The organism is Cellulomonas sp. (assembly GCF_017744555.1).
Classification (GTDB): Bacteria; Actinomycetota; Actinomycetes; order Actinomycetales; family Cellulomonadaceae; genus Cellulomonas.
On sequence record NZ_JAGIBD010000018.1, the window covers coordinates 19,343 to 37,785 of the forward strand.

Consider the following 18,443-nt stretch of genomic DNA (forward strand, 5'->3'; position numbering starts at 1 on the left):
TCAGTCGTGGTCGGCGTCGAGGCCGAGCGCGGGGAAGACGGCGAGGCGGGTGGCCCGGATGGCCCGGTCGACGTCGCTCGACGGGTCGTAGCCCGACGACCACGGGCTGAACGCGGGCTCGCGGCCGTCCGTCATGCGCGCCGGCCCCTGCCGCCCGTAGCGGTCGCGGAGCAGCTCGCGGTAGGCCTCCGGGACGTCGGTCTCGGGCGGCACCGGCCGGTGCGTGGCGATGCCGATGAGGTGGCTCCACGACCGGGGCACGACGTCGAGCACCGCGTACCCGCCGCCGCCGAGCGCGATCCACCGGCCTCCCGCGACCTCGTGCGCGAGGTCGTGCAGCATCGCCGCCGCGGCCCGCTGCCCGTCGACCGACACCCGCAGGTGCGTGAGCGGGTCCATCGTGTGCGCGTCGCAGCCGTGCTGGGTCACGAGCACCTGCGCGTGGAACGCCCGGACGACGGCCGGGACCACCGCGTCGAGCGCCCGCAGCCAGCCGGCGTCGCCCGTGCCCGACGGCAGCGGGACGTTCACCGCCGTGCCCTCTGCCCCCGCGCCACCGGTCTCGCGCGCGTGGCCGGTGCCCGGGAACAGCGCCTGCCCGGTCTCGTGCACCGACACCGTGAGCACGCGCGGGTCGTCCCAGAACACCGCCTGCACGCCGTCGCCGTGGTGCGCGTCCACGTCGACGTACGCGACGCGCTCGACGCCCGCGGCGAGCAGCGCACGGATCGCCACACCGGCGTCGTTGTAGACGCAGAACCCCGACGCCGCGCCCGGCATCGCGTGGTGCAGACCGCCGGCGATGTTCACCGCGTGCTCGGCCCGGCCCTCCCAGACGGCCAGCGCCGAGTCGACCGAGCCCTGCACCACCCGGGCGGCAGCCTCGTGCATGTCGGGGAACACCGGGTCGTCGCTCGTGCCGAGGCCGCGCGACAGGTCGGTGGTGCCGTGGTCGGCGGCCCGGTGCACCGCGGCGACGTAGGCGGGCTCGTGGACCGTCTCGATGAGCGCGTCCGGCGCGGGCTGCGACCCGACGAGCTCGACGTCCGGGTGGTCGAGCAGCCCGAGCTCGCCCGCGAGCCGCATGGTCAGCTCCACCCGTTCGGACGTCATCGGGTGGCCGTGGCCGAAGTCGTAGCCGAGCATCTCGGGCGACCACACGACACGCACGGGGGGCCTCGATCCGGCCTCCCCCTGCGACGTCATGCGCCCACCGTGGCACCCGACCCGCCGGGCTGTCGATCCGGCACCTGGACGGCTGTGTCGTCCACCGCGGCAGGTCGTGTCAGAGTTGACCCGTCCGGCGGGGGCCGGCCGGTCGATGGAGGTGTGATGGCGCGGGGAGGCCCAGGCGTCGGCTGGCATGCCCGCGAGCTGGTCGACCGGCTCGCACGGCAGTCGCCCGCACGGCTCGCCGTCGGCGTCTTCGGCGGCGTCATCGCGATCATCACCGTCCTGCTGCTCGCCCCGTGGGCGACCGCCGCAGGCACCCCGGCGCCGTTCGTCGACGCGCTGTTCACCGCGACGTCCGCCACGACCGTGACCGGCCTCGTCGTGGTCCCGACCGGCTCCTACTGGTCGATCTGGGGGCTCGTCGTCATCCTCGTCGCCATCCAGATCGGCGGTCTCGGCGTCATGACGCTGGCATCGCTGCTCGGCATGGCCGTGTCGCGGCGCATCGGGCTCACGCAGCGTCTGCTCGTGTCGTCCGAGACGAAGACGACGCGGCTCGGCGAGGTCGGCTCGCTCGTGCGGACCGTCATCGTCACGTCGGTCGTGCTCGAGGTGTCGATCGCGCTCGTGCTGTTCCCGCGGTTCCGGCTCGAGGGCGAGGGCTGGGGGACGTCGGCGTGGCACGCGGCGTTCTACGCCATCTCCGCCTTCAACAACGCCGGGTTCGTGCCGACCGTCGAGGGCCTCGCGCCGTTCGCGTCGGACTGGTGGGTGCTGCTGCCGATCATCGTGGGCGTGTTCGTCGGGTCGCTCGGGTTTCCCGTGATCCTCAACGTCGGCGCGCGCCTGCGGGACGCCCGGCGGTGGAACCTGCACTCCAAGCTCACGATCACGACCAGCATCGCGCTCGTGGTCGCGGGCTCGATCCTCGTCGCCGCGTTCGAGTGGACCAACCCGCGCACGTTCCAGCCGCTCGGGCCGAGCGCGACGGCCCTCGCGTCGCTGTTCGCCGGCGTGATGCCGCGGTCCGGCGGGTTCTCGACGGTCGACATCGGCGCCATGCACGAGAGCACGTGGCTGCTCATGGACGCGCTGATGTTCGTCGGCGGCGGGTCCGCGTCGACCGCGGGCGGCATCAAGGTCACGACGCTCGCGGTGATGCTGCTCGCGATCGTCGCCGAGTCGCGCGGCGACCGCGACGTCGAGGCCTACGGGCGGCGCGTGCCACGCGAGGCGCTGCAGGTCGCGATCGCCGTCTCGCTCATCTCCGCGACGCTCGTGCTCGTCGCGTCGCTGCTGCTGCTCGCCATGACCGGCGACACGCTCGACCGCATCCTGTTCGAGGTCATCTCCGCGTTCGGCACGTGCGGCCTGTCCACCGGGCTGACCCCGGAGCTGCCGACCGCGGCGAAGTACGTCCTGTCCGTCCTGATGTTCGTCGGGCGGACCGGCACGATGACGCTTGCGGCCGCCCTGGCGCTGCGCAACCGTCGTCGCGTCATCCGGTACCCGGAAGAGAGGCCGATCATTGGCTGACACCCTGCGGGACGCGAGCGGCACGCACAACGCGCCGCGCACGCCCAAGAAGGACAACGGCGTGCTCGTGATCGGCCTCGGCCGGTTCGGGTCGTCCATCGCCGCGACGCTCGACCGGCTGGGGCAGGACGTGCTCGCCGTCGAGCGCAGCCCCGAGCTCGTCGCCCAGTGGGCCGGGCGGGTCGCGCTCGTCGAGGCGGACGCCACGAACCCGGAGGCGCTCGAGCAGCTCGGCGCGCGCGAGTTCCCCGTCGCCGTGGTCGGCGTCGGCTCGTACCTCGAGGCGTCGGTGCTGATCACCGGCAACCTCGTGGACATCGGGGTGCCGCAGATCTGGGCCAAGGCCATCAGCTCCGAGCACGCCCGCATCCTGCAGCGGATCGGCGCGCACCACGTGGTGCTGCCCGAGGCCGACGCCGGGTCGCGCGTCGCGCACCTCGTCTCAGGCAAGCTGCTCGACTACATCGAGGTCGAGGACGGCTTCACGGTCGTGAAGATGCGGCCGCCGAAGGAGATCCAGGGGTTCACGCTCGCGCAGTCGAACATCCGGCAGCGCTACGGAGTGACCGTCATCGGCGTGAAGAGCCCTGGGGTCGACTTCGTCTACGCGACGCCCGCGACGCGCATCTCGGCGAGCGACCTCATCATCGTGTCCGGGCACGCCGAGCTGCTGGAGCGGTTCGCGGCGCGACCGTGAGCGCGGCCCTGAGCCGTCCGCCCAGGGCCGCGCCGGGTCACCTCGTCGTCACGTCGTCGTCACCTCATCGACGTCGCAGCACCAGCAGCCGCTGCAGGACGACGAACACCAGCAGCAGGGCGCCGATCACGATCTTGGTCCACCACGAGCTGAGGGTGCCCTGGAACGTGATGATCGTCTGGATCAGGCCGAGCACCACGACGCCGAGGACCGACCCGAGCACGAAGCCCGAGCCCCCTGTGAGCAGCGTGCCGCCGATGACGACCGCGGCGATCGCGTCGAGCTCCATGCCGACGCCCGTGAGGGAGTAGCCGGACCGGGAGAAGATCGCGAACAGCAGGCCGCCGAGACCCGCGCACGTGCCGCTGATGACGTACACGAGGACCTTGGTGCGGGCCACGGGCAGCCCCATGAGCCGCGCCGACTGCTCGCTGCCGCCGATCGCGTACACGGTCCGCCCGAAGCGCGTGTAGTGCAGCACGACGAACGCGACCGCCACGACGGCCAGCGCGATGACGCCGCTCGGGGTGATGACGAGGCCGTCGTCCGTGCCCCACCGCGTCTGCGACAGCTTGACGATCGTCGGGTCCGTGATCGGGATGGACTCCGGCGCGACGAGATAGCACAGGCCGCGTGCGAGGAACATCGCGGCGAGCGTCGCGATGAACGGCTGTATCTCGAACACGTGCACCATCACGCCGACGATCAGCCCGATCAGCGTCCCGACGAGCACGCACACCGGGATGGTGATCCCGGCCGACCACCCGTGCGTGAACATCCACGCCGAGATGCAGCCCGACAGCGCGACGACTGCGCCGACGGACAGGTCGATGCCGCCCGTGAGGATCACGAACGTCATGCCGACCGCGAGGACCACGAGGAACGAGTTGTTGATGAGGATGTTCGCCATCACCCGGCCGGTGAGGAAGTTCTCGTACCGGGAGCCGCCCACGGCGAGCATCACGGCGAGCACCACCACGGTGCCGAGCACGGGCTGGTAGCGGGCGTCGAGCCGCCACCGGGGCGTCTTCTGGGCCGTCGCCGTCCCGGCGGGCCGGGTGGGCGTGAGCTGGTCGGTCGCCATCAGGCCGGCACCTCCACGGGGACGGGCGCCGCCCGACGTCGCCGGCTGCGCATCCTGTGCTGCACCACGGGCGACTGCAGGAGGCACACGGCGATCACGACGAGCGCCTTGAACAGGGACACGGCGTTCACGGGGATGCCGAGGATCGTGATGGACAGCGTGAGCGTCGTGATGACGAGGCTGCCGACGAGCGTGCCGGTCAGCGAGAACTTGCCGCCCGCGAGCGACGTGCCCCCGATGACGACCGCGAGGATCGCGTCCAGCTCGATGAACAGGCCCGCGTTGTTGGAGTCGGCCGCCATGATGTCCGAGCTCTTGATGAACCCGGCGATGCACGCGAACGCCGCGCAGATGACGTAGACGGTCCAGATGATCGTCCGCGCCCGGACGCCCGCGAGGCGGGAGGCCGACGGGTTGATGCCGACCGACTCGATGAGCACGCCGAGCGCGGTGCGGCGGGTCAGCAGGGCCGTGGCACCGAAGATGAGTGCCGCGATGAGCGCCGCGACGGGTAGGCCCAGCCAGTAGCCGGACGCGATCGTCTTGTACGGCGCGCTCGTCACGGTCGTGATCTGACCACCGGTGATGAGCATCGCGATGCCGCGGCCCGCCGTCATGAAGATCAGCGTCGCGACGATCGGTTGGATGCCGACCACCGCCACGAGGAACCCGTTGAACACGCCGATCCCGAGGGCGACGGCGAGCGCGGTCAGCATGGCGAGCAGGACCGTGCTGAGCGCACCCGGGTCCGGTGACGCCGCGATCTGCGAGAGCGCCACGGCCCCCGCGATGGCCATGACCGCCCCGACGGACAGGTCGATGCCGCGCGTCGCGATGACGAGCGTCATGCCGAGCGCGACGAGCAGCAGCACCGACGAGCGGCGCAGGATGTCGACGGGTCCGCCGAACAGGTGGCCGTCGCGGACCGTGACCTCGAGGAACGCGGGCGACTTGAGCGCGCTCGCGACGAGCAGCACCACGAGTGCCACGAGCGGCCAGAACAGCCGGTGACGTGCGATCGCACCGAGGTTCATGCGTCCTGCCCTCCGCTCGCGATGAGGTCGACCACGTCGTCGGTCGTGACGTCGTCGCCGTTGGTGAGCTCGCCGATCTTGCGCCGGTCCCGCAGCACCGCGATGCGGTGCGACAGCCGGAGCACCTCCTCGAGCTCGGCCGAGATGAACACGACGGCCATGCCCTGCTCCGCGAGCTCGGCCACGAGCCGCTGGATCTCGGCCTTCGCGCCGACGTCGATGCCGCGCGTCGGCTCGTCGAGCAGCAGCAGCTTCGGCTGGGTCGCGAGCCAGCGGGCGAGCAGCACCTTCTGCTGGTTGCCGCCGGACAGGTTGCCCGCGATCGCGTCCGGGTTGGCCGGGCGGATGCCGAGCTGCTCGACGTACTGCGCCACGACCTCGTCGGCCTTGCGCTGCGGGATGCGGCGCAGCCAGCCGCGCTCGGCCTGGAGCCCGAGCACGATGTTCTCGCGCACCGTGAGGTCGCCGATGATGCCCTCGGTCTTGCGGCTCTCGGAGGAGTAGACGATGCGTCGAGCGAGCGCCGAGCGCGGGGTGCGCAGCTTCGTCGGCTGCCCGTCGACCCGGAGCTCGCCGACGTCCGAGCGGTCGGCGCCGTAGAGCAGGCGCGCGAGCTCGGTGCGCCCGGAGCCCAGCAGGCCCGCGAGCCCGACGACCTCACCGGGGTACACGTCGAGGTCGAACGGCTCGATCGACCCCTTGCGCCCGAGCCCGATCGCCTGCACGTACGGCTGCACGTCCCCGCGCTCGGCGACGACCCGCTTCGGGGCCTCCTCGAGCTGCTCCAGGACCTCCAGCGAGCGGCCGATCATCTTCTGGACGAGCTCGACGCGCGGCAGGTCCGCCGTGCGGTACTCACCCACGAGCGTGCCGTTGCGCAGCACCGTCATGCGGTCGCTGATCGCGTACACCTGCTCGAGGAAGTGCGACACGAACAGGATCGCGACGCCGCGGCTGCGCAGGTCGCGGACCACCGCGAACAGCCGCTCCACCTCGTCGACGTCGAGGCTGGACGTCGGCTCGTCGAGGATGACCACGCGCGCGTCGACGACCATCGCGCGGCAGATCGCGACGAGCTGCTGCACGGCCAGCGAGTGCGACGACAGGGTCGAGGCCGGGTCGATGTCGAGGTTGAGCGCCTTGAGGTGCTCCCGCGCGGCTCGCCGGGTGGCCCGGAAGTCGACGAGGCCCGCCCGGCGCACCTCGTGGCCGAGCATGACGTTCTCCGCGACCGACAGGTTGTCGCACAGGTTGACCTCTTGGTACACGGTGCTGATGCCCGCGAGCTGGGCCTGCGCGGGGCCGGTGAACGTGCGCTCGGTGCCGTCGACGACGATCGTGCCGGCGTCGATCGAGTACACGCCCGTGAGCGCCTTGATGAGGGTGGACTTGCCGGCGCCGTTCTCGCCCATGAGGGCGTGCACCTCGCCGGGGAACAGGCGCAGGTCGACGCCGTCGAGCGCCTTGACGCCCGGGAACGTCACGGTGATGCCGGTCATGGCGACGACCGGGGGGCGGTCGCTCGCGGCGGGCTGGGCGGGCTGGTCCGCGGGGATGGCGGAGGGGCTGGTGGTCATCGTCGACCTCTCGTCCGGACCGGAGGGACACCCCCGGGGTGCCGACCGCTCGCCACGGTCGGCACCCCGGGGGTGGGCTGATGTCAGTACTGCCGGGTGGGCAGTGCTTCCTTCGCCGCGGCCTGGTCGAACGCGTCGTCGTGGGTGACGATACGCGGCTCGACCGTCCCGCCCGAGTGGAGCGTCTTGATGATGTCGGCGAGGTCGGGGCCCAGGAGCGGGTTGCACTCGACGATGTAGTTGATCTTGCCGTCGGCGAGCGCCTGCATGCCGTCCTTGACGCCGTCGATCGACACGATCTTGATGTCCGTGCCGGGCTTCTTGCCGGCCGCCTCGATGGCCTCGATCGCGCCGAGGGCCATGTCGTCGTTGTGGGCGTACACGAGGTCGATGTCGGGGTTCGCCTGCAGGAAGCCCTCCATGACCGTCTTGCCCTCGGCCCGCGTGAAGTTGCCGGTCTGCGAGGCGATGATCTTGACGTTCGGGTTGCCCTTCGTGGCGTCCTCGAAGCCCTGCTTGCGGTCGATCGCGGGCGCGGAGCCCGTGGTGCCCTGCAGCTCGACGACGTTGATCGGCTCGGTCGCGACGTTGTCGTTGACCCACTCGCCGATCCGCTTGCCCTCCTCGACGAAGTCCGAGCCGATGAACGTCACGTAGAGCGACTTGTCCTCGGAGTCGACCGCGCGGTCGGTGAGGATCACGGGGATGTTGGCCTGCTTGGCCTCCTCGAGCACCGCGTCCCAGCCGGACTCGACGACCGGCGAGAACGCGATGTAGTCGACGCCCTGCGCGATGTACGAGCGGATCGCCTGGATCTGGTTCTCCTGCTTCTGCTGCGCGTCGGAGAACTTGAGGTCGAACCCGTTGTCCTTGGTCAGGGTGTCCTGGATCGACTTCGTGTTCGCGGCGCGCCAGCCGCTCTCCGCGCCGACCTGCGAGAAGCCGACGTTGATGAGGTCGCCGCTGTCACCGCCACCGGTGGCCGCGTCCGTGCTGCTGTCACCGCTGCCGCTGCTGCCGCACGCGGCGAGACCGAGGGCGAGCACCGCGACCGTCGCGGCCATCGCCCGGGTCCTGAATGTCCTGCTGACCATGCTTCTCCTCCTTGAGAGCGCACCGTGCCGCCTTCGCCGTCCCACACCGGACGACAGGCGTCAAGCTTCCCGGGGGACCGGGACCTAGCTGCGGAGACCTGTGCGGGGTCTAGGTCGAACGGCCCGATGTTAGCGTTCACATCTTCCGCTTCGCACGGATTTGCGTGTTGCATTCCGGTCACGGTCACCGGCGCCCCCGCTCAGCCCGCCCAGGGCGCCCTCGCGGCAGTCAGAGCAGGGTGCCGACGACGACCGTCGCGTCGAGGTCGTCGTCCGTCACCACGCTCGCCGTGAGCCCGTGGGCGACGAACGCCGCCGCCGTCCCCGGCGCCTGCCGCTCGCTCGTCTCGACGACCACGTGGCCGCCGGGTCGCAACCAGCCCGAGGCCAGCGCGGCGATGCGACGGTGCAGGTCGAGCCCGTCGGCGCCACCGTCGAGCGCGACGAGCGCCTCGTGGTCGCGCGCCTCCGACGGCATGAACGCGACCTCGTCGGTCGGGACGTACGGCGCGTTGGCCGTGATGACGTCGACCCGGCCGCGCAGGTCGGCCGGCAGGGGCGCGTCGAGGTCGCCCTCGTGGACGTGCCCGCCGACCGGCTCCACGTTGCGGCGCGCGCAGGCCACCGCGGCCGGGTCGACGTCGGCGGCGTGCAGCTCGACCCCCGGCACGCGCGCGACGACGGCGACACCGACCGCCCCGGTGCCGCAGCACAGGTCGACGAGCACACGACCGGGGCTCAGGCGGCTCGCCGCCTCCCGGACCACGAGCTCGGTGCGCCGGCGCGGGACGAACACCGTCGGCGCGACGCGGACCCGCAGGCCCGCGAACTGCGCCCAGCCGAGGATCTGCTCGAGCGGCTCGCCGGCCACCCGGCGGGCGACCAGGGCGTCCAGGCGGTCCGGGGCGTCGCCCGACGTCGCGGCCGCGACGAGCAGCGCGGCCTCGTCCTCCGCGAACACGCACCCGGCGGCACGCAGCGCACGGACCACGGGCGCGGTCGGATCCTCGGCGGTCCCTGCGGTCACGCGACCAGTGGACCACGTCGACCTCGGTCGCCGGGCGCACCGGCTGCGCTCGACGGGCGTCCGTGCGGGCGGGTGGCTGGCGCAGTCGGTCGTCGCCGCGCTCTGCGTCGAGGTCACCGTGGACCGCCACGCGTCCCCGATGGTGCAGAGGGTCGACGCCGACCGCGCGTCAGAGCTCTCCGGGGTGCCGGCCGACGCTTCCCGCGTGCGGCTGCCCACGCCGTGGCCTCCGCCCGCGCGTCCGACGTCGTGACGCACGACAGGGCCCGACGGCCTGCGCCGTCGGGCCCTGTCGTCGGAGGGCGTCCCGGTGACGGCCGAGTCAGAGCCCCTGGGCCAGGCGCCAGTAGGCCTGGTTCCAGCGGACCTGCTCGCGGAACGCGCGGCGGGTGGTCGACTCGTCGATGACCAGCAGCTCGGTGCGGGCGATCTCGGCGAAGTCCTCGAACGCCTCGACGCCGACGGCCGTGGTGAGCACCGTGTGGTGCGCTCCCCCGGCGGTCAGCCACGCCTCGGCGGACGTGCGGAAGTCGGGGCGCGGCTGCCAGACGGCCCGGGCGACCGGGAGGTTCGGCAGGGCGGCGGTCGGCGGCACGATGTCGACGACGTTCGCGGTGAGCCGGAACCGGTCGCGCATGTCGGCGAGCGAGACGACGACGCCCACACCCGGGTCCGTGTCGAACACGAGGCGGACGGGGTCCTCGCGGTCGCCGATGCCGAGCGGGTGGATCTCGAGCGCCGGCTTCGACGTGGTGAGCGTCGGGCAGATCTCGAGCATGTGCGCGCCGAGGATCCGCTCGTCGCCGGGCGTCAGGTCGTACGTGTAGTCCTCCATGAGGGACGCGCCGCCGGGCAGGCCCTCGCCCATGACCTTCGCGGCCCGCACGAGGACGGCCGTCTTCCAGTCGCCCTCGGCGCCGAAGCCGTAGCCCTCCGCCATGAGCCGCTGCACCGCGAGGCCGGGGAGCTGGCGCAGCCCGCCGAGGTCCTCGAAGTTGGTCGTGAACGCCTTGGCGCCGACCGACTCGAGGAACGTCCGCAGCGCGATCTCCTGCCGCGCTCCGTAGCGCAGCGACTCGTGGCGGTCGCCGCCCTTGCGCAGCGCCGGGACCACGTCGTACAGGTCCTCGTACTCGGCGACGAGCGCGTCGACGTCCGCATCGGACACGGCCTCGACGGCGGCGACCAGGTCGTTGACGCCCCACGTGTTCACGGAGACGCCGAACCGCAGCTCGGCCTCGGTCTTGTCGCCCTCGGTGACGGCGACGTTGCGCATGTTGTCGCCGAACCGGGCGAGCACGAGCTCGTGCGTCGCGGCCCAGCCGGCGCACGCGCGCACCCAGGTGCCGATGGACGCGGTCACCGCGGGGTTCGACACGTGCCCGACGACCGTCTTGCGGGACGTGCCGAGGCGCGTCGCGACGTAGCCGAACTCGCGGTCGCCGTGCGCGGCCTGGTTGAGGTTCATGAAGTCCATGTCGATGCTGTCCCAGGGCAGCTCGACGTCGGCCTGCGTGTGCAGGTGCAGCAGCGGGGTCCGCAGCGCGTCCAGGCCGGCGATCCACATCTTCGCGGGCGAGAACGTGTGCATCCACACGATGACACCGATCACGGAGTCGTCCGAGTTCGCGTCGAGCGCGGCGCGGCGGATCGCGGCGGAGTCCTTGAGGACCGGCTTCCAGACGACCTTCGCGGGGATGTCCGACGACTCGTCGAGCAGTCGGGCGACCTCCTGGGACTGCTCGGCGACCTGGCGCAGGGTGTCCTCGCCGTACAGCCCCTGGCTGCCGGTGAGGAACCAGATCTCGCGGTCGGCGTAGGGCTTGGTCATCGGGTGGGCTCCTGGTTCTGGCCGTAGACGTTCTGGTAGCGGGCGTACAACGAGTCGATGTGCGCCGGGTCGATGGGCAGCGGATCGCCGAGCTGGCGCGAGATGTGCACCGTGCGGGCGACCTCCTCGACCATGACGGCGGCCTTGACGGCGGCCTTCGCGTCGCGGCCGATGGTGAACGGCCCGTGGTTGCGCATGAGCACCGCCGGGCTGCGTGACTCGCGGAGGGTCTCGACGATGCCGCGGCCGATCGAGTCGTCGCCGATGAGGGCGAACGGGCCGATCGGGATGTCGCCGCCGAACTCGTCGGCCATCATCGTCAGCACGCACGGGACGGGCTCGGCGCGGGCGGCCCACGCCGTCGCGTACGTCGAGTGCGTGTGCACGACGCCACCGACCTCGGGCATGTGGCGGTAGACGTACGCGTGCGCGGCGGTGTCCGACGAGGGCGAGCGGGTGCCGTCGACGAGCGTGCCGTCGAGGTCGCAGACGACCATCGACTCGGGCGTGAGCTCGTCGTACGTGACGCCGGACGGCTTGATGACGAACAGGTCGTCTCCCCCGTCGACGGGCACGCGCTGCGACACGTTGCCCGCGGTCCACACGACCAGGCCCCAGCGGGGCAGCTCGGCGTGCAGGCGGGCGACGACCTCGCGGGTGGTCGCGACGGCGTCCCGCACCGCGCTCGGGTAGTCGTCCAGCGTCATTCGGCTCTCGTCTCCTCGTTCGGTCCCGCTGCTCGGTGCGTCGGGCTCAGAGTGCGTCGGTCGCGGCCTGCTCGACCGCGAGCCCCGCGGTGTACCGCTCGAGCCAGGCGGTGTACCCGGCCACGTCGGCGGCGTCGGGCTCCTCGACGTCGAGCGTCGCGCCGCCGAACACCTGGGTGGCGAGGTGCTCGCCGAGGTCGGTGCCGTCGGCCCCGAGGTACGCGGCGAGCAGCGCGATGCCCCACGCACCCCCCTCGCCGGCGGTCCGCCCGACGGCCACGGGGGCGCCGACGGCCGCAGCGAGCAGCCGCTGCGCGACGCCCGCGGTGCGGAACAGCCCGCCGTGCGCGAACAGCGAGTCGACCTCGACGCCCTCGGCGGCGAGGATCCGCATGCCGAGGCTGAGCGTCCCGAACGCGCCGTACACCTGGGTCCGGATGAAGTTCGCGAGCGTGAGGCGGCTGTCGGGCGTCCGGACGAACAGCGGGCGACCCTCGGACAGCCCGGTGATCGGCTCGCCCGACAGGTAGTTGTAGGCGAGCAGGCCGCCGCCGTCGGCGTCGCCCTCGAGCGCCTGGCCGAGCAGCGTCGCGAACACGGTGTCGCTGTCGGCGTCGCTGCCGAGCGCCGTCGCGAACTGGCGGAACACGTCCGCCCACGCGCCGAGCTCGCTCGCGCCATTGTTGCAGTGCACCATCGCGACGAGGTCGCCCGCGGGGGTCGTGACGAGGTCGATCTCGGTGTGCACGCGCTGCAGCGGCTTCTCGAGCACGACCATCGCGAAGATGCTGGTCCCGACGCTGATGTTGCCGGTGCGCGGCGAGACGGAGCCGGTCGCGACCATGCCCGTGCCGGCGTCGCCCTCGGGCGGGCACAGCGGTGCGCCGGCCTGGAGCGTGCCGGTCGGGTCGAGCAGCGCGGCCCCCTCGGCGGTGAGGCGTCCGGCCTCCTGGCCCGCGACGAGGACCTCGGGGAGCACGTCGTCGAGGCGCAGGTGCGGGTGACGGTCTGCGACCAGCGCGTCGAACGTCGAGACCATGCCACGGTCGTAGGTGCGGGTCGCGGGGTCGACGGGGAACACGCCCGACGCGTCGCCGACGCCGAGCGCGAGGCGGCCCGTGAGCCGCCAGTGCACGTAGCCCGCGAGCGTCGTGATGGACCGGACCTGCGGCACGTGCGGCTCGTCGTCGAGCACGGCCTGGTAGAGGTGCGCGATCGACCAGCGCAGCGGGATGTTGTGCCCGAGCAGCTCGGTGAGCTCGGCGGCGGCGGGCCCGGTGGAGGTGTTGCGCCAGGTGCGGAACGGGACGAGCAGCTCGCCGTCCCCGTCGAACGCGAGGTAGCCGTGCATCATCGCGGACACGCCGAGCGCGCGGAGCGTGGTGAGCGGGACGCCGTAGCGGTCCTGGACGTCGGCGAGCAGCGATGCGACGCACTCCTGCAGGCCCGTCCACACCGCGTCGAGCGAGTAGGTCCACGTGCGGTCGACGAACTGGTTCTCCCAGTGGTGGCTGCCGCCCGCGACCGGGACGCCGTCGGGGCCGACGAGGCACGCCTTGATGCGCGTCGAGCCGAGCTCGATGCCCAGGGACGCGTCGCCCGCGGTGATCGCGGCGCGGATGCGGGCGAGGTCGTCGGCCATGTCACGGCTCCTTCGTCGCTGGCGTCCGGCCGGCGCGACGAGCGGGCGACGGGCTGGGCGGACGGTCATGGGCCGCCTGCAGACACCGGCGGCCGGGCCCAATGTTAGCGCTCACATCCGTGGATTCGTAAACCACCGGACACGGTTTCGCCCCCCGTCCGGCCCGGCGCCGCACGCGAGGTCGGGCCACGGTCAGGTCCGTCCTCGGGTTGGGTCGGCGTCCCCACGGCCCGCCGGCCGCACCGAGCTCCGCCGGACCACCAGCTCCGCCGGGATCTGCTGCCGGGCCACGTCCGCCCCGGCGAACGCAGCCTCGAGCGACCGGACCGCGAGCCGCCCCAGCGCCCCGAAGTCCTGCCGCACGGTGGTCAGCGGCGGTGTGTAGTGCGCCGCCCCGACCTCGTCGTCGAACCCCACCACCGCGACGTCGTCGGGCACGCGCACACCGCTCTCCCAGAACGCGTGCAGCAGGCCCAGCGCGAGCTGGTCGTTCGCGGCGAAGATCGCGGACGGCACACCCTCGCGGACCATCCGCCGCCCGAGCTCGTAGCCGTCGGCGGCGTCCCACCCGGCCTCGAGGTGCTCGGGCGCGTCCGGGCCGGACACCTCACGCCACCCGGCGAGCCGGTCCTGCGCGTCGAACCAGTCCTGCGGGCCCGCCACGTGCACGACCGACGAGTACCCCTGGTCGAGCAGGTGCTGCGTCGCGAGACGGGCGCCGTGCCGCTGGTCGACGCCCACGGCGTGCAGGTGCGGGACGGGCGGCACGTCGGACGCCGACGAGATCAGCACGACCGGCACGGGCGACGCGATCGCCGCGATGGCCCGCGCGACCTCGGTGGTGGGCGCGATGATCGCGATGCCGTCGACGCCCTGACCCAGGAAGTGCTCGACGGCGTCGTGCATGGTGTCGCCGTCGAACTGCCGGATCGTCGCGACCGACACGTACCAGCCGACGACGCGCGCGGCCTCCTCGAGCCCCACGAGCGTGCTGGTCGGACCGTACAGCGCGGTCGCGGGCGTGACGACGCCGAGCGTGCCCGACCGGCGGGTCACCAGCGCGCGGGCGGCGCTGTTGCGGCGGTAGCCCAGCCGGGCGATCGCGTCGTTGACCCGCTCGCGGGTCTCCGGGCGGACGCTCGGGTGGTCGTTGAGCACGCGCGAGACCGTCTGGTGGGAGACGCCGGCGAGCTGGGCGACGTCGCTCATCGCGGGCGGGCGCACGGGGGTGTTCATCGTCGGGTCCTCGTCGTCAGCCGGCGTACTGCGCGCCGAGCTCGCGCGAGCGGTCCCGCGCGGCCTCCGCCGCCGCCACGACACCGGCCCGGACGCCGTGCGCGTCGAGCTCGCGGACCGCCGCGACCGTGGTGCCGTCCGGCGACGACACGCGTTCGCGGAGGACGACGGGATGGTCCCCCGACTGCGCGGCGAGCGCCGCCGAGCCCTCGACGGTCGCGACGGCGAGCCTGGTCGCGAGGTCGCGCGTCAGGCCGAGCAGGACACCGGCCTCCGCCATCGCGTCGATCAGGTAGAACGCGTACGCGGGGCCGGACCCCGAGATGGCGGTGACCGCGTCGAGGTCCTTCTCCGCGACGCGGACCACCAGGCCGGTCGCCGCGAGCATCTTCTCGACGAGCACCAGGTGCCCGTCGGTCGCGTGCGCGCCGCCCGCGATCGCGCTCGCACCCTTGCCGACCACCGCCGGGGTGTTCGGCATGACGCGGACCACGGGCGTGCCCGCCGGCAGGCGGCCCTCGTACGCTGCGATCGGCACCCCGGCGGCCACGGACACGACGACCTCGCCGCCCTTGAGCACCGGCGCGATCTCGTCGAGCACCGTGCTCACGACGTTCGGCTTGACCGCGAGGAGCACCACGTCCGCCCGGACGGCCGCGTCCCGGTTCGACGCGCCCGTGCGGACCCCGTACCTCCCGGCGAGCTCGTCCGCGCGCGCCGCCGCGTGCTCGGTGACTTCCACCTGCTCGGGCGTCCAGCCTGCGGTGAGCAGCGCGGAGAGCAGCGTCTCGCCCATCACACCCCCACCGAGCACCGCGACGTGCGGGGTGCCGGGTGTCTGGTCGGTCATCGTGCTCCTCCCGTCGTGCCGCCTCTCGACGGCGACGCCGCGAGCCTACCGACCGCCCCCGCCGCTGAGCTGGCTGCCGCCGAGCTGACTCGTATCGAAACCTGGCGGCGGGCCGAAGCCGCCCTGGATCTGCACGTCGCCGCCGTCGTCCCCCAGGCCCGACAGGCCGCGGCTCGAGCTCGACGAACCCGTGTCGATGGCCTGCTGCGTGTCGGCGAGGACCACCTCGTCGCCCAGGGACAGGCCTGAGACGATCTCGGTACGCTCGGCACCGACCGCGCCGCGCTCGACCGTCACGTCGGTCGGGATGCCGTCCTCCAGCACCCGCACCGTCGCCGTCGTGCCGTCGACGTGCACCGCCGACGTCGGCACCGTGAGCACCTCGTCGCCGCCCGCGACCGTGATCGTGACCTGCGCGGACGCGCCGTCGTACAGCGGCTGGTCCGTCGCGTCGAGCGCGAGCTCCACCGCGTACGACGGCTCCGAGGTCTCCGACTGGTCGAGGACGCCGATGCTCGTGACCGTCGCGGTGAGCGTCTCGTCGGTCGTCGGCGTCGTCACCGTGGCCGTCTGCCCGACCTCGACGATGTCGATGCTGGTCAGCGGCACCGTGGTCGCGACCGTGTGGCCGTCCGTGCCGAGCACGGTGATGACGGCGGTCGTCGAGGACGCGCCGACCGACGCACCCGGCGTGATCGAGACCTGCGCGACAGTGCCGGCGACCGGGCTCGTCAGCGTGACGAACGCGAGCCGGTGCTGCGCGACCGCGAGGTCGGCCTCGGCGAGGTCGATCGCCGCCTGGTCCGCGAGGATCGTGGCGGCCGAGGCCGGGGTGGACGAGCTGCCGTCCCGGTCGCCGGACGACGAGTCGGTGGGGCTGGCGCTGGGGCTCGACGTGCTCGACGGGCTCGACGGGCTGCTCGACGGCTGGTCGTTCGGGGTCGGGTCGTCCGACCCGCTCGGCGTCGAGCCGTTCGACTGGACCAGCGCCCGCTGGAGGGCCTGCACCGCGTCGTCCAGCGACGTGGTCAGCGCGAGGAGCGCCTGCTGCTGGGCGTCGGTCGCCTGCTGCGCGTCGAGCGTGCCGTTCACCGCGGCCTGGCAGTCGGCGAGGGCCTCCTGCACGGCCGCCGACGCGTCGTCGGCGGTCGTCGTGCCGTCGCTCGTGCCGTCGCTCGTGGTGTCGTCGGTCGTCGTGCCGTCGTCGGCCGACGCGCTCGGGCTCGTGCTCGGCGTCGGAGTCGCTGACGGCGTCGGCTGCGGGTCGACGTCGTCGCTCACGACCGCGAGGAACGCCGCGCACGTGGCCTGCGCGGCCGTCACGCTGGTGCTGCTCGTCGCGAGCGCCGCGGACGCCGCCTGGTACTGGGCGAGGAGGTCGCGCTGGGCCTTCTGCACCGCGGCGACCGCGGCGGCGACTGCGGGGTCGGCGGACCCGGTGTCGCCCGACGGGTGCGTGCCGTCGGTGCCCGTCGAGGGCGTCGACCCGGTCGAGGGACTCGTGGTGGAGGAGCTCGAGCTCGACGACGACGACGAGGACGAGGAGGACGACGAGCTCGACGACGTCTGCGAGTCGAGGTCGTCCTCGAGCTGCTGCTGCGCGTCGGCCAGCGCCGACGCCGCGGTGTCGACCCCGTCCTGCAGCGACGCGGTGTCGAGCGTCGCGAGCGTCTGGCCGGCGGTGACGACGTCCCCGACGGCCACGGGCACGGTCGCGACGGTACCCGCCACGGAGAACGCGAGGTCGCGGCGGGTCGCGGACGACACCGTGCCGGTCGCGTGGATCGTCTGCGTCACGGTGTCGCGCGTGACCTCGGCCGTGCGGTACCGGTCCTGGCCCGAGCCGCCGAGGGCGAGCGCGACGCCACCGCCCGCCGCCACGAGGACGACCGCACCGGCCGCGGTGAGCACGACGACACGGCGGCGGCGTGCCCGGCGCCGGGCAGACAGCGACGGCCGGGACGACAGGGGCGTGGCTGCGTCAGGCATCGGTGCCGCCCTGCGTCTGGTCGGTGCCCGAGCCGCCGGTGCCGCCCGGCCGGGTGCCGCGCATCATGAAGCCGCTCGTGCAGCCGTCGGCGCCCTTGTCGGACAGCATGAGCGCGGTCGCCGTGACCTTGCCGCTGTCGTCGGCCTCGCCGCGCGCCACGGCGCACAGGCCGACGGCGATCGCGGACGTGTCGGCGACGGCGTCCTTGGTGTACGTCGTGGACGCGTCGACCGTCACCGTGACGGTGCTGGTGGTCGTGTCGTCGGAGGACGGGGACGACGTGCTGCCGTCCTGGGACGGCGGCTGCGGCCGGGTCTGCTCGATCGTGATCGTGCTGCCGTCGACCGCGGTGACCTTGCCGGACGAGAACCCGCCGGAGCCGCCCATGAAGGCGGGGGCGCCGGACGGGAAGTCGGTAGGCGCGCCGTCGGGCAGGTCGGTCGGGCGGGTGCCCTGCGGGCCGCCTGGGCTGCCCTCGCCGCCGGAGAAGTCCGGACGGTCGCCGCCCGGCCCGCCGCCGAGGCCGCCGAACCCGCACGTGCCGTCGTCGGCTGCGGCCGTGATGCGGACCGTGCTCGCGGGCCCGCTGTCGTCCGCCTGCGCGTCGTCGCCGGTGGGCGCGGTCGTCGTCGAGACGCACGACCCGACGGTGACGTCCGCGAGCGCCGCGGCCACCGTGCGCGTGACCGTGGTGGTGTCCGTCCAGGTCACCGCCGTCTGCGAGTCCGAGCTGCGCAGCTGCAGCACGGTCCCGTCGATCGCGACGATCTCGCCGGACGTGCCGCCGCCCTGCCGGCCAGTCATCTGCGGCGCCTGCTGGGCGGACTCGCCGTCGTCCTGCTGCGCGGTCGTGCCGGAGCCGCCGCCCGAGGAGCACGCGGCGAGCAGGAGCACACCGACGGTGGCGAGCGCGGGCAGCGCCAGCGCGGTGGCGGTGCGGCGGGGACGGGCGGGGGGCATGGTGT

General features: G+C 73.1%; 16 protein-coding genes. 3 read left to right on the plus strand and 13 right to left on the minus strand.

Features of this window, described 5'->3' with window-relative positions; genetic code table 11:
• Complete coding sequence (locus J7523_RS12675; protein ID WP_291886992.1) at positions 1 to 1,206, minus strand: acetoin utilization protein AcuC; 1,206 nt, start codon at positions 1,204 to 1,206, stop codon at positions 1 to 3.
• Between the two features lie 126 nt (positions 1,207 to 1,332).
• On the opposite strand from J7523_RS12675, the gene J7523_RS12680 reads away from it, so the two are divergent.
• Together J7523_RS12680 and J7523_RS12685 are read left to right on the plus strand one after the other, a co-directional pair.
• Positions 1,333 to 2,709 carry a potassium transporter TrkG gene (locus J7523_RS12680; protein WP_291886995.1) on the plus strand — a complete coding sequence of 459 codons (1,377 nt, stop codon included), beginning with the start codon at positions 1,333 to 1,335 and terminating at the stop codon, positions 2,707 to 2,709.
• Positions 2,702 to 3,406, plus strand: coding sequence for a TrkA family potassium uptake protein (locus J7523_RS12685; RefSeq protein WP_291886998.1), 705 nt, complete (start codon positions 2,702 to 2,704; stop codon positions 3,404 to 3,406). The genes J7523_RS12680 and J7523_RS12685 overlap by 8 nt, the downstream gene beginning before the upstream one ends.
• Before the next feature lie 64 nt (positions 3,407 to 3,470).
• Here J7523_RS12685 and yjfF read toward each other — a convergent pair whose 3' ends face one another.
• The 5 genes from yjfF to J7523_RS12710 form a co-directional block, all read right to left on the minus strand.
• Complete coding sequence (gene yjfF / locus J7523_RS12690) at positions 3,471 to 4,490, minus strand: galactofuranose ABC transporter, permease protein YjfF (protein ID WP_291887000.1); 1,020 nt, start codon at positions 4,488 to 4,490, stop codon at positions 3,471 to 3,473.
• Positions 4,490 to 5,524 (minus strand): ABC transporter permease, encoded by a 1,035-nt coding sequence (locus tag J7523_RS12695; RefSeq protein WP_291887003.1) that lies wholly within the window; start codon positions 5,522 to 5,524, stop codon positions 4,490 to 4,492. Before J7523_RS12695 ends, yjfF begins: the two co-directional genes overlap by 1 nt.
• Positions 5,521 to 7,101: a sugar ABC transporter ATP-binding protein gene (locus J7523_RS12700; protein ID WP_291887006.1), complete on the minus strand. Its 1,581-nt coding sequence runs from the start codon at positions 7,099 to 7,101 to the stop codon at positions 5,521 to 5,523. The genes J7523_RS12695 and J7523_RS12700 overlap by 4 nt, the downstream gene beginning before the upstream one ends.
• A gap of 83 nt (positions 7,102 to 7,184) precedes the next feature.
• A complete protein-coding gene (locus J7523_RS12705; protein WP_291887009.1) occupies positions 7,185 to 8,195 on the minus strand; it encodes an ABC transporter substrate-binding protein in 1,011 nt (336 codons plus the stop codon).
• A gap of 229 nt (positions 8,196 to 8,424) precedes the next feature.
• Positions 8,425 to 9,222: a putative protein N(5)-glutamine methyltransferase gene (locus J7523_RS12710; protein WP_291887012.1), complete on the minus strand. Its 798-nt coding sequence runs from the start codon at positions 9,220 to 9,222 to the stop codon at positions 8,425 to 8,427.
• Between the two features lie 7 nt (positions 9,223 to 9,229).
• On the opposite strand from J7523_RS12710, the gene J7523_RS12715 reads away from it, so the two are divergent.
• Positions 9,230 to 9,475: a hypothetical protein gene (locus tag J7523_RS12715; protein ID WP_291887015.1), complete on the plus strand. Its 246-nt coding sequence runs from the start codon at positions 9,230 to 9,232 to the stop codon at positions 9,473 to 9,475.
• Positions 9,476 to 9,544: 69 nt separating this feature from the next.
• On the opposite strand, the gene araA is transcribed toward J7523_RS12715, so the two are convergent.
• From araA to J7523_RS12750, 7 genes are all read right to left on the minus strand, one after another.
• On the minus strand, positions 9,545 to 11,053 hold the full coding sequence (gene araA / locus J7523_RS12720) for an L-arabinose isomerase (protein ID WP_291887018.1): 1,509 nt from the start codon (positions 11,051 to 11,053) through the stop codon (positions 9,545 to 9,547).
• Positions 11,050 to 11,760 (minus strand): L-ribulose-5-phosphate 4-epimerase, encoded by a 711-nt coding sequence (locus J7523_RS12725; protein WP_291887020.1) that lies wholly within the window; start codon positions 11,758 to 11,760, stop codon positions 11,050 to 11,052. The genes araA and J7523_RS12725 overlap by 4 nt, the downstream gene beginning before the upstream one ends.
• Positions 11,761 to 11,806: 46 nt before the next feature.
• Positions 11,807 to 13,402 carry an FGGY-family carbohydrate kinase gene (locus J7523_RS12730; RefSeq protein WP_291887022.1) on the minus strand — a complete coding sequence of 532 codons (1,596 nt, stop codon included), beginning with the start codon at positions 13,400 to 13,402 and terminating at the stop codon, positions 11,807 to 11,809.
• Positions 13,403 to 13,594: 192 nt separating this feature from the next.
• Positions 13,595 to 14,638, minus strand: coding sequence for a LacI family DNA-binding transcriptional regulator (locus J7523_RS12735; RefSeq protein WP_291887026.1), 1,044 nt, complete (start codon positions 14,636 to 14,638; stop codon positions 13,595 to 13,597).
• A 16-nt stretch (positions 14,639 to 14,654) separates the two neighbouring features.
• Complete coding sequence (proC, locus tag J7523_RS12740; protein ID WP_291887029.1) at positions 14,655 to 15,488, minus strand: pyrroline-5-carboxylate reductase; 834 nt, start codon at positions 15,486 to 15,488, stop codon at positions 14,655 to 14,657.
• 45 nt (positions 15,489 to 15,533) lie between these two features.
• Positions 15,534 to 17,477 carry a biotin/lipoyl-binding protein gene (locus J7523_RS12745; protein ID WP_291887032.1) on the minus strand — a complete coding sequence of 648 codons (1,944 nt, stop codon included), beginning with the start codon at positions 17,475 to 17,477 and terminating at the stop codon, positions 15,534 to 15,536.
• Entirely contained in the window at positions 17,470 to 18,438 is a 969-nt protein-coding gene (locus J7523_RS12750) for a hypothetical protein (protein ID WP_291887035.1), read from the minus strand. Before J7523_RS12750 ends, J7523_RS12745 begins: the two co-directional genes overlap by 8 nt.
• Positions 18,439 to 18,443: the final 5 nt, after the last annotated feature.

What these genes read in the sequence shown, in the direction of transcription:
- J7523_RS12730 (WP_291887022.1), bottom strand. Translation starts at nt 13,402, where the DNA reads ATGGCCGACGACCTCGCCCGCATCCGCGCCGCGATCACCGCGGGCGAC.
- proC (WP_291887029.1), bottom strand. Translation starts at nt 15,488, where the DNA reads ATGACCGACCAGACACCCGGCACCCCGCACGTCGCGGTGCTCGGTGGG.
- J7523_RS12725 (WP_291887020.1), bottom strand. Translation starts at nt 11,760, where the DNA reads ATGACGCTGGACGACTACCCGAGCGCGGTGCGGGACGCCGTCGCGACC.
- J7523_RS12735 (WP_291887026.1), bottom strand. Translation starts at nt 14,638, where the DNA reads ATGAACACCCCCGTGCGCCCGCCCGCGATGAGCGACGTCGCCCAGCTC.
- araA (WP_291887018.1), bottom strand. Translation starts at nt 11,053, where the DNA reads ATGACCAAGCCCTACGCCGACCGCGAGATCTGGTTCCTCACCGGCAGC.
- J7523_RS12675 (WP_291886992.1), bottom strand. Translation starts at nt 1,206, where the DNA reads ATGACGTCGCAGGGGGAGGCCGGATCGAGGCCCCCCGTGCGTGTCGTG.
- J7523_RS12705 (WP_291887009.1), bottom strand. Translation starts at nt 8,195, where the DNA reads ATGGTCAGCAGGACATTCAGGACCCGGGCGATGGCCGCGACGGTCGCG.
- J7523_RS12680 (WP_291886995.1), top strand. Translation starts at nt 1,333, where the DNA reads ATGGCGCGGGGAGGCCCAGGCGTCGGCTGGCATGCCCGCGAGCTGGTC.
- J7523_RS12745 (WP_291887032.1), bottom strand. Translation starts at nt 17,477, where the DNA reads ATGCCTGACGCAGCCACGCCCCTGTCGTCCCGGCCGTCGCTGTCTGCC.
- J7523_RS12700 (WP_291887006.1), bottom strand. Translation starts at nt 7,101, where the DNA reads ATGACCACCAGCCCCTCCGCCATCCCCGCGGACCAGCCCGCCCAGCCC.
- J7523_RS12695 (WP_291887003.1), bottom strand. Translation starts at nt 5,524, where the DNA reads ATGAACCTCGGTGCGATCGCACGTCACCGGCTGTTCTGGCCGCTCGTG.
- yjfF (WP_291887000.1), bottom strand. Translation starts at nt 4,490, where the DNA reads ATGGCGACCGACCAGCTCACGCCCACCCGGCCCGCCGGGACGGCGACG.
- J7523_RS12750 (WP_291887035.1), bottom strand. Translation starts at nt 18,438, where the DNA reads ATGCCCCCCGCCCGTCCCCGCCGCACCGCCACCGCGCTGGCGCTGCCC.